Raw genomic sequence first — 9,838 nt, forward strand, 5'->3', positions numbered from 1 at the left:
AGGTCATTTGATAGCGTATATGCTATCTTTAGGGCATGGTTCCCCGCATTGTCTTAGATACCAATGTTTTTGTGAGTGCTTTAATTAGTGCTTCTGGCTTGAGTCGAGAGCTGCTTCGTCGCTGCCTTCAGGGTCAATGCTTACCACTCATGGGCAATGCTTTGTTTACTGAGTACGAATCAGTGATTCACCGCAAGGATGTTCTCACTCGATGCCCTCTCTCTCCTGATGAAATTCAGACGTTATTGGCGGCACTTATGGGGGTTTGTCAGTGGGTTTCTATTTACTATCTCTGGCGACCTAATCTACAGGATGAAGGCGATAATCATTTGCTGGAATTGGCGATCGCCGGCAATGCGCGAGCCATTATTACGGGGAATACCAAAGATTTCCAAAGGGCTGAACTACTCTTTCCTGATTTATTAATTCTTACACCAGAAATGTTTATACGGAGGTTACAAGATGGCAACATTAACAATTCGTCTTCCTGATGATAAACACTCTCGTCTCAAGGAATTAGCGAAGGCAAGGGGGATTAGCCTAAATAAATTGATGGAAGAATTTTCTAATATTGCTCTCGCTGAGTTTGATGCCTACACTCGCTTTAAGGTACTAGCTGCAATGGGTAATCAGGCTCAGGGTTTAGCCCTGTTAGATAAGCTTGATCTGCATTTTTCGCAATCTTAATTTAGCCCTCTTGTGAGCTGACTCCTTTCAGTTCCAGAGTATAGATGAGGATTACCTCAACCTTCATCCCTTTTAACTATGAATCTAGAGGTGTGCGTGACAAGCACCAAATCATTGAGGAGCCTATGGAGCGAAAGTTTCACGTCCGGTTCTGGAGACGAGTGGTTCTAGCGAGGGAATCACTTAGCTTAACCAATTACCCATCTTTAAACACCGCCAGATATGGAGCATAGCAAAAAGCTCTATTCCGTTTCTGTCCTGTGATTTCCTCCAGTAAACCAATATTACAAAGGTCTTTCACCAATCTATTCGCATTGGGATAGGATAACCTCGTCACCTCCATGGCATGTTCCACCGTGAAGATCGGCTTAAAATAAAGCGTTTCTAATAAAGCGATGGCATTCCCCGACTTTCGCCCCATCCGCTCCAACAGTAAAATACGGTGCTCCTCCTTTAGTTGGACAATCTGCCGTGCTGTCCTTGCCGCCTCATTTGCCGTTTCTGCAATCCCCCGCAGGAAAAACTTTAACCAACTCTCCCAATCCCCTGCATCTCGAACCCCCTGCAACAGGTCGTAATAACGAGTTCGATACTTCTTAAAATAGTAGGAAATATAAAGTAAAGGTCGCTGGAGGATTTGCTGCTCACAGAGCAAAAAAGTAATCAACAAACGACCCGCCCGACCATTCCCATCCAAAAACGGGTGAATCGTCTCGAACTGCGCATGGGCTAAACCAATCTTGAGCAACGGCGGCATAGGTCGCAGATCATGTAAAAACTTTTCTAAATTATCCAAACACAGCTTCATCTCATGGGGTGGCGGCGGTACATAACTCGCATCTTGAAGCGTACAACCACCCGCCCCAATCCAATTCTGAGTACGGCGAAACTCCCCCGGACTCCGTTCAGCACCTCGAACTCCCTGCATCAATTTTTTATGGATTTCTCGAATTAAGCGCAAGGAGACAGGTAACGACTGTAAACGCTCCAAACCGTAATTCACCGCCGCAATATAGTTAACGACTTCCTCCACATCCTGTGGATTATCTGGATCCAAAGTCTGAGATTCAAACTCCAGTACATCAATCAGAGAAGCCTGAGTTCCTTCAATCTGACTCGATAATACTGCCTCTTTACGAACATACATAAAAACAAATAGATCAGGATTCGGTAATGCATCCGTCGAACCATCCAGACGACCCAATGCCCGATCTGCCAAAGAAAGTAAATTCCACATTTCCTGATCCATCTCAATCTCAGGACTTGGTGGCAATGGCTTCGGAATAAACGCCCGATAGCCCTCTACTTGTTGCACATACTGACCCGCTCGGTTGGCGATCGCCATAATTATCGCTTTCGTTAATACTGAACCAATTCCAAGGTTATATTATCGAAAAAGTGCTTATTTCGTTAATATGACGGCAGTCCTACAGGAATAAGGATAGCTTCAGAAGCAAAGACAATTTTCAAGCATTGCCATAATTTTCGTGATAAGCGAGGAAATGGGCTTAGAAGATTAATTCACCGTTAAACACTCCGGCTTTAGTCGACCCTCATCAAAATTCTTCTTGCTCTGAAGCCTTTGCCTCATAAGTTTTTCAAGATATCTTTACATTTTTAGGACTACCAATTTTTTCAGAATTGCCGATCTGTTGATGACCCTTACCATGGATGTCTTTTTTTATAGGCTGGCTGGGTCAAGTTAGACTAGGGGAAGATCTTCATTGCGTTACCCGTCATGCAAGCGATTGAATCTAAGACAACGATCCACAATGACATGGTTACTCTACAGAGGGAGTACCATACTGTCCTAATTAGCGAAGCTGTCACCAGCAAAATTAAAGTCCTTGACCTCGTTGCTTCAAATTGAAACTAATTTCCAGAACCAGTTATGACTTTTCAAGATATTCAAACCCAAGTCCGGCAACTCCCTGATGCTGACAAATGGCAACTGGTCAGAATCCTGTTGGATGAACTCCAACCACACGAAACAACACCATCAATGGCTGACATTTCAGCCACTCCCTCAGAAGCAGCAGATGCCCTGAGCCCTTGGATTCAGCAACTAATTGGCATTGCTCAGCTCGAACCTGTGACAGATCCTACGGAACTATACATCGATTATCTAGAGGAGAAATACAGTTGAGAAATATCCTTTTTGATAGTGATGTCATCATCGATGTCCTAACGAAACGGGAGCCTTTCTTCATAGAGTCTGCCAGAGCCCTAGACTTTGCCGCCCACGACTCAGGGATAAACCTATATATTGCGGCCCATGCCGTCACCAATATTTTCTACATTGTTCGTCGTTCCCTGGGGGTAACTGAAACCCGTCAGAGTATCGAACACCTACTACAAAAAATAGAAGTCGCTGGGGTTAACGATGCCATTATTCGCGATGCTCTAGCTACTAACCTCAAGGACTTTGAAGATGCTGTTAACATTAAAACTGCTGAGGAAATCAACGCAGAACTGATCATCACTAGAAATCTCCCAGATTATGAGGGTGCTGATGTACCAGCTATTTCTCCAGCTACCTTTCTAGGAATGAATACAAAATCTTGAATGGAGTCCATGCGAACGGGACTCAGGCAAAAGAAAATGGGAGATCGGGAGAGCCTACTGACAAAGAAAATCAGACTATGAGCGCTGAGATCACCCATGGATTAGATGTTTAATCTGTGCTTGGGATTTAGTTTCCATTGTAAACGCTGTAACTCTTGTTCTATCTGTATTTGATGGCTTTTGACATCTTCGGGAAGCCCTTGTTTACGCCGTTCTTCAACGGTATTGCATTGGTGCAAGATTTTGATTTTGTCTTGGGGATTTGCGGTGTAGGCGATCGCCGTATCGATCATCAGTTCGGTTAACTTTCGTCCTTGTCCTTGGGTTTTGAGGAGATAATTCCTCAGTTTGAGATACTCATTGCGATAGTGCTTGTCAGCTTCCCAAGTTAATGGGATGGCATGGTTTAAGACGTCTGAAAATCTCTCTACACCTTGCTTCACAATCAAATCATCGATGCCTTTGCCTTCATGGGACTGCCATTTCAAAACTGAAACTTTACAGCCTGCTTCGGCTAATAATTCGCCGGTTCGTACTAAATCTCGTCGCACATTTTGAATCGTCCTTTGTTTGGTGTCTTGGTCGAATGCCATCAGGATTTGTCTTCCGTTCGTAGCAAATACCGCCAATTCTGGATGGAGTCTACGTTTCGGCAATTCTGCGCTATCCTCTCGACTGCGATATCCCCCTGTCACACTGGGGAGAGCGATCGCCGCATAACCCTGACTCAACACTGATTCTGCTTTTTTCTTACCCTCCACTGGAATAATGGCAATTTCTGGATACCAATACACACAAGCCCAAAAACCACTCCTTCGTTCTTCTGCCGAGGGATTTACGCCATATCTTGTATAAATTTGCGCAGCAAGTTGTTCAGGCACTCTGGGAAAGATAATGCCCTTCGGGATCCCTCTAGGCGCTTCATATTTGCGGTACTGGTCGCTGCCTTTTTGTTGGGTTTTGTGCCAATCGAGACGAGGATGATCCGCTTTAAACTCCCCAAAGGTTTTTTCTGGAGGGATTTCACCGATCTGTAACGTTGGTAATTTTGTGGCATCAATGCCGCCATCAGCCCAGACGCCCCCCTCAGCAACAGTGGCATATTGATCCATCACCCGCTTCATCGGTTGGGTGACATACTGACCACTGCCTAGAGTTGCTAAATGGTCTTCCAGCAGCCGTTCATAGACATCCATTCCTGCCAATGATTCAGCATTGAGGGCAGCCACCTCCGGGGCAATGCCTGATTTTTCTACCCGCTCTAACCAATGTTTTTCGTTCAGGTGTAACGGGGCTGGGGGAATTGGTAATTTAATCCCTTGCTCTTTGAGTAACTCTGATGGATTGACTTGGTTATGGGAAATGTCAGCCAGTTCCCTCAGTTTCTGGGCATTGGTTGTCCAGATTGTGACATCATATTTGGCTCGGGATAAGGCTACTAAAACGCTTTCACGGTTGACAGTGGGGTCATTGCCAAAACTGACAAACACTTGTTTCGCAGTTTTACCCTGACTGGAATAAACGGTTCCCACAATTGCATGGTCACAGTGATTCAAGTCATTCAAGGAGAATTCATCCAATCTTCCCTGATCATCAACAACGCTGACTAAGCAGGTCAGGGAATCAATACCGATGATGGTGAACTCCCGACCATTGGTGCGCTTCTGCGGGCGGTTATTCCTCGTCCACTTCAGGCGATCGCCCACGGCAATAGGCAACTGATTTTTGGTAAACACTTCGGTTTTAAGGGGATATTTCAAGCCCTTCATATTCAGGGTAATGTGATTATTAAGAGTCACATCATCACCAGAGATTTGGGTGACCTGATAACGTTTGGAGCGTTTAAGGCAATTGTGGTCTTTGAGGGGAATCAATACATCGCCGACAGCATAAAAGCGGGCGTGCTGCTTCTGCTCCTCGGTCATATCCTTGCGGCTCAAGGTTTCGGTTAGGTATTCAGTTTCCTGAATCTTGCCTTCTCGTTTTAAACCCACCCGAAGCTGGTGAATGATGCCATGACGTTCTCGGTGGGTACCAGATAAAACTAATGTTTCAGCCCGTTCTGCTTCATTGAGCTTTAAATAGGCTGCGGCAATCTGTTGGGCACGGTCTTCAATATCTGGGATTTCAGAGACTTTGCCATGTTTTTGCAACCAGGCGATCGCCTCACCACCGAGGTTGTGGTAGGTCAGTTGAACGGCTCTGGCGATGATGGAATCTTTCTGGCGGAGGAAATCCTTGAGGTGACTGGCACTGAGGCCATTATCAATCAAAGATTTGAAGGGAGCCCCGGCATTGACGGCGGTTAACTGTTTGGGATCCCCCACCAACAAAACCTGAGCGTTTTGCTGACTAGACTTGAGCAAGAGTTGATAGGCTTTTTGGGCAGACAGTTTACCCGCTTCATCAATGAGCCACAGTTGTCGCTTTTGGCTGGGTTCATGCTGCTGTAGGAGATGATAGGCCACCGTATCTGTGCCAATGCCCACTTCATCACCAAGGACTTCGGCGCTGCTAGCATCAGGCGCAAAGCCAGACACTTCAATACCTTGGGCTTGGGCAATCTTAACAAGGGTGTTCAAGGTAAAAGTTTTGCCAGCTCCAGCGACTCCCACCCAACCCACAACGCGGTCTTGACTGCTGAGGGCATGGTTTACAGCATCAGTTTGAGAAGTGGTAAGGACTTCAGATAATTGAGTTTGAGTCGTTAGCATCGGTGCTAATTTCCCCTGACCTGCTTGCATCAGGGCAATAGTCATTTTTTCCCGGATTAAACTTTCCTCTGTAGCCAGCCGTAGTCCTCTACGAATCAGTCGAGGATTTGCATCAATGGCTGCTTCAATTTCCTCAAAGGAATGACCTGTTGGTTCCGCCACGATAAAAACTTCTAGGTCTTCTCTGGTGAAAATGGCAGTTCGTTCTTCGCTGTGGCGAACTGCCTGGGCCACCAATTCCGCTAGATTTTTTCCAGTAACTGGATATTCAAGGTTGGGGGTGGGGTGTTCAATGTCCAATCCTTCCGCCGTGGTCTGCCATTCTACCAACAGTGCCTGCCGATCCACATCATGCTGTTTAATTTTTCGAGTTTCAAATAGGGCTTTAATCCGGTTTTCGTTCGTATCCTCTAACCCCTCTGTCTTCAAGTATTCCAGAATCTGCTGATGGCGATCGCTAAATCCCTCAACCTGTTCTCGCGTATAACCCTTCAGCTCAAATAGTCCATCGGCTCTGATCTCAATTTCATAGCCCAAGTTCTGTACGGCCTGGGCCAACTCATTGCGATAGAGTTTTCCTAATAAAATCCGATGTTGATATAGCAATCGATTTGCCGCAGATCGCCATATTCCTGATGCATCCTGTGCCATATTCATCACCAAGCAATGGGTATGTAGATTTGGGTTCAGCTCCCGATTTGTGTCATGCAGAAATTTCGCAACGCAGATATTTTTCACTGGCGTATGTTGTTTGTTCACGCGGGTTTCGCCGTACCGTTCCTCAATCAAGCTCAATACCCGCTCTACTGCTTGATTATGCGCCTCTATCAAATCTTGATCTTGGTTCACTAACGCTGCTATGGATACCGACTTGGGGGCTGAAAAGGTTAAGTCTGTTCCGGCGATCGCCTCTTTGCCTTTCGGGGGAGCCTGTCGCAATTGTGTTTGCCCATCTGCCGTCTTACCCTGCAAAATATTTTGAAAAATTTTTCCGTCACTGATTTTTCCGCTCAGCCCTAAAGCTGTCGCACCCTTCCCCCACCATTGCGAAAATTCTACCTGCTCCTCCTCAGCGTAATAATTTTCCTTGTAGTAGCTCCCTGCTTTTGCCGGAGTCATCGTGGCGATCGTCAACATACCTAAAATTTCCTCTGTTTTTAGGTAAGAGAAAATCTTCCTCCGATTTCGGATATTTTCCACCCGTCAAAAAAAACCTCCGGAGGTGTATAAGGTGTGGGGAAATTTCCTCGGCTTGACCAGTGGGCTACGCTTTTACCCCTATACAGGATTTGCTACAGATTCCACCTCTTTTACCACCTTCTTTTGATCATTATTTGCTACAATTTTGTACTTTTTTCTCAATAAAGACCTATTTTTCTTGCTTGTTGAGAATAACTTCTCTCATTACTTACTTTCCGACCCTCGTCGGGTGCCTAAGTTGTGTCAGATCTGTAGCAAATCATGGACTAATCCTGTATATCGACAAAAACAATACAAAATAACTATTTATCTCTTTCGCTGCCTCCCTTCGTAAAGTTATGTAACAACTCATCTGTCCTTATCTGAATCTCCTCCCCTTTTTCTTCTTCGTCTGTAGGAGGTTTTTTTATGTCTATTCTCAAAATTGTTATCGATCCTGGTACCAGTGCCACTAAGGTCACCTATCGCCTCGGTTCGGGTTCCTGTCATTTTTTTGCTATGTCCCCCCATTGTGCTCCTGTCCCTCCCGATTATCCCCAGTCGGCTTCTTGGGGCATCGGTTCTACTCACCTTGAAAGTTCTTGGGTTTCTCTCCCTGATGCTTGTTTTCTCATTGGGGCGATCGCTAAAAAGTTTCAAGGCTCTGAACTCCGCAATCACGAACTCAAATGTGACAAAGCTCTCTATAAAATCCTCGGTATTCTCGCCCATCTACAGCTCCAGATGACGCAAGTTGTACCCATTGACCTTGGCATTCTCCTGCCTTTCGACGAGTACCTTACCAAGGATTTACTTGAACGACGTTTACTCGCCGCTCAGGATTCTATCCAATTTTGTGGTCAGGCTCTTTCTCTCCACTTCAACGAAATTCGTATTTTTCCTGAAGGAGCTGGTCTACTTCTTTGTGGTTTACCCAAAACCCTATCAAAAAAATGCTCTCGCATTTCTGCTCTTATCATTGGGCACCGCAATGTGTCTTGGTTAGCCACTCACAATGGTTCTCCCCTCCCGGAAGCTTCTACTACCAACAATCTTGGCTTCCGTTGGTTGGTTCAGGAAGTCAGCAAACTCACTGGACATACGGATGAACTCTCCCTCGCTGAGCTTCTCTTCCATGGCACACAGCTTCGACCTGATCTTCAGCAGGCGATTCACCAGTGTCTTCCCCTTTACTGGCAACAAATTCACTCTTTTCTCATTGAACAACAGCCTACTGATTTCGTTGTCTGCGGGGGGGGCGCAGCTATGCTCCTTGAACCTCAACTTATTCAACATTTCTCCAGGAACATTGGCTGGGGTAATCATCTCCTACGTCCTCTTCTAAAATCGACTTTTCTTAATCCTGTCCTTGCGCGTCGCCTTCTTGATTCCTATGGACTCCTTCAACATTTATAGAGGTCTTCTTTATGATTCGACATTGTTTCTATAGTCAGGATGGAACTCCTTTTCGAGATGTTTTAATTCACATTAAACAATCTCCAGGAAAAACCATTCAAAGAGAAGTAGAGGATGCTTTTCTACTCCTTCATTATCCTCACCTACTTCATTCTTCCCATCATTCTCCTGAACTGATTATTCGTCAGGCCGAACTTTCTATTCATCGTTTAACTCAGGAGATTACACAGTTAACGGCTCTCATCACTTCTCTTTCTTCCTCTTCTCAAACTTCTTTCCATCCTGAGAGTGAGGCCGAAACTATCGATGAATCTGAGCCTCTTTTCTCTTCTTCTTTATTTACTTCTGATAGTTTCTAGGACTTTTTATCATGAACAAACAAAACATTGTTGAAAAATACAACATTTCTCAGCCTAAATTTGACGAGATTCTCGATGACTTAAATATCTCACAGGATACGATTCTTTTTTCTGATGATCAAGTTGCTCTTTTTGAGCGAATTTTTCATTTAGCTCGTCAGCAGAAAAAAGGCTATAAAAAAGCAATTTCTATTGTTTTGAATCAATCTGCTAATTCTTTGGAGCATTCAGAACCAAGTTCTGTGTTGGATCCTAAATTGACCGACTTCTTTCATCAGAAATCTGCTACTTTTGCTGAACAGATGATTGATGAAACACCTCATCTACTCAATGAACAGCGGGCGGCTGCTCGTAAAATCATTGTTGATTCTTTTTGGAAACGGATCAATGAGATTGGAAATTCTGAAGAGTTTAAACGCAAATTTGACGCTGTCCTTTATGGAGATGACATCGTTAATGCTTCTGTTCTGCCGGGGGAGTCGTCTGCGCTGCCAGAGAGTTCCTCCTCCGATTCTTAATGGATTTTTGTCGAGAGCATGAACGAGCTTTGAGAATTCGTGACCAACGATTACAGCTTCAACAGGCTGAGATGGAACAAAAAATCTCGTTTCGGCGACGTAAACGTCGGGAATTTGACAATTTCTGTGAATCTCTATCAACCATCTCCATCTTGATGGCGATCGCCTTTGTTCTCGGCATCCTTTTTGTACAGCTCTTTTTCCCTTAACTCATCTAAGGCGATCGCCTTTTGATTGTGGAGGCGATCGCCATCATCCAAAACCCTTTATCGGATAATTGGGTAATCAGACTGTTTTTCATGCTACCTATTGGACTGAATACCCAAAAATCTGAAACTAGTGGCTACCCATAACGTTATGGGTAATATAAAATATGCTCAGGTAAATCTTAGGTTGATCT

10 protein-coding genes are annotated in these 9,838 nt (G+C 44.8%); 8 read left to right on the forward strand and 2 right to left on the reverse strand.

Annotated features, from left to right (window positions below; all coding sequences use genetic code 11):
- Positions 1 to 35 precede the first annotated feature (35 nt).
- Together AACQ84_RS15445 and AACQ84_RS15450 are read left to right on the forward strand one after the other, a co-directional pair.
- Positions 36 to 491 (forward strand): putative toxin-antitoxin system toxin component, PIN family, encoded by a 456-nt coding sequence (locus AACQ84_RS15445; RefSeq protein ID WP_012308640.1) that lies wholly within the window; start codon positions 36 to 38, stop codon positions 489 to 491.
- Entirely contained in the window at positions 463 to 687 is a 225-nt protein-coding gene (locus AACQ84_RS15450) for a toxin-antitoxin system HicB family antitoxin (RefSeq protein ID WP_012308641.1), read from the forward strand. Before AACQ84_RS15445 ends, AACQ84_RS15450 begins: the two co-directional genes overlap by 29 nt.
- Positions 688 to 883: 196 nt before the next feature.
- On the opposite strand, the gene AACQ84_RS15455 is transcribed toward AACQ84_RS15450, so the two are convergent.
- Positions 884 to 2,032: a Fic family protein gene (locus tag AACQ84_RS15455; protein WP_012308642.1), complete on the reverse strand. Its 1,149-nt coding sequence runs from the start codon at positions 2,030 to 2,032 to the stop codon at positions 884 to 886.
- A gap of 546 nt (positions 2,033 to 2,578) precedes the next feature.
- Between AACQ84_RS15455 and AACQ84_RS15460 the strand changes: the two genes are divergently transcribed.
- Together AACQ84_RS15460 and AACQ84_RS15465 are read left to right on the forward strand one after the other, a co-directional pair.
- Positions 2,579 to 2,833 (forward strand): hypothetical protein, encoded by a 255-nt coding sequence (locus tag AACQ84_RS15460; protein WP_012308643.1) that lies wholly within the window; start codon positions 2,579 to 2,581, stop codon positions 2,831 to 2,833.
- Positions 2,830 to 3,252 (forward strand): PIN domain-containing protein, encoded by a 423-nt coding sequence (locus tag AACQ84_RS15465; RefSeq protein ID WP_012308644.1) that lies wholly within the window; start codon positions 2,830 to 2,832, stop codon positions 3,250 to 3,252. The genes AACQ84_RS15460 and AACQ84_RS15465 overlap by 4 nt, the downstream gene beginning before the upstream one ends.
- A 101-nt stretch (positions 3,253 to 3,353) precedes the next feature.
- Here the strand turns inward: AACQ84_RS15465 and mobF are convergent, their stop codons facing one another.
- Positions 3,354 to 7,103, reverse strand: coding sequence for a MobF family relaxase (gene mobF, locus AACQ84_RS15470; protein WP_012308645.1), 3,750 nt, complete (start codon positions 7,101 to 7,103; stop codon positions 3,354 to 3,356).
- A 471-nt stretch (positions 7,104 to 7,574) separates the two neighbouring features.
- On the opposite strand from mobF, the gene AACQ84_RS15475 reads away from it, so the two are divergent.
- From AACQ84_RS15475 to AACQ84_RS15490, 4 genes are read left to right on the forward strand one after another with little or no spacing between them, the layout of a single operon-like run.
- A complete protein-coding gene (locus AACQ84_RS15475) occupies positions 7,575 to 8,561 on the forward strand; it encodes a ParM/StbA family protein (protein ID WP_012308647.1) in 987 nt (328 codons plus the stop codon).
- A gap of 11 nt (positions 8,562 to 8,572) precedes the next feature.
- Positions 8,573 to 8,920 carry a hypothetical protein gene (locus AACQ84_RS15480; RefSeq protein ID WP_012308648.1) on the forward strand — a complete coding sequence of 116 codons (348 nt, stop codon included), beginning with the start codon at positions 8,573 to 8,575 and terminating at the stop codon, positions 8,918 to 8,920.
- 11 nt (positions 8,921 to 8,931) lie between these two features.
- On the forward strand, positions 8,932 to 9,438 hold the full coding sequence (locus AACQ84_RS15485) for a hypothetical protein (RefSeq protein WP_012308649.1): 507 nt from the start codon (positions 8,932 to 8,934) through the stop codon (positions 9,436 to 9,438).
- Positions 9,438 to 9,647: a hypothetical protein gene (locus tag AACQ84_RS15490; protein WP_012308650.1), complete on the forward strand. Its 210-nt coding sequence runs from the start codon at positions 9,438 to 9,440 to the stop codon at positions 9,645 to 9,647. Before AACQ84_RS15485 ends, AACQ84_RS15490 begins: the two co-directional genes overlap by 1 nt.
- Positions 9,648 to 9,838 lie beyond the last annotated feature (191 nt).

This window comes from Picosynechococcus sp. PCC 7002, from assembly GCF_963860125.1.
Lineage (GTDB): Bacteria > Cyanobacteriota > Cyanobacteriia > Cyanobacteriales > MRBY01 > MRBY01.